The 303-nt window shown below is 72.6% G+C and carries 1 pseudogene; it reads right to left on the reverse strand.

Annotated elements, in window-relative coordinates:
• Window positions 1-303 (reverse strand): annotated as a pseudogene (locus tag QCD75_RS22025) (ferredoxin); the annotation flags it as partial.

Consider the following 303-nt stretch of genomic DNA (forward strand, 5'->3'; position numbering starts at 1 on the left):
TGCCCAGGGTGGTGGCGTCCATGAAGCCCACGGATTCGCGGACGGCCGCGCATTCTCGCAGCACCGCGGCGTCCATGTCCTCTCCGGCCTGGGGGTAGTACCAGGGCCGCTTCCACTGCCCGACATCCTCGAAAAGGGCGCCGCGGGCGACATGCCAGGGGTGGATGGAGGTCAGGCGGGCCGGGTCGAAGAGCTCGCCGCGCTGGCGTCCGGCCAGGGCCGCGAACGCCACGGGGGTGAAGGGGGCGCGGTACGTGGTGGTGCCGATGTCCCCGATGCCGCGGGACGCTTCCCCAGCCTGCC

The sequence above is a fragment of the Arthrobacter sp. PsM3 genome, assembly GCF_030433895.1.
Taxonomy (GTDB): Bacteria; Actinomycetota; Actinomycetes; order Actinomycetales; family Micrococcaceae; genus Arthrobacter.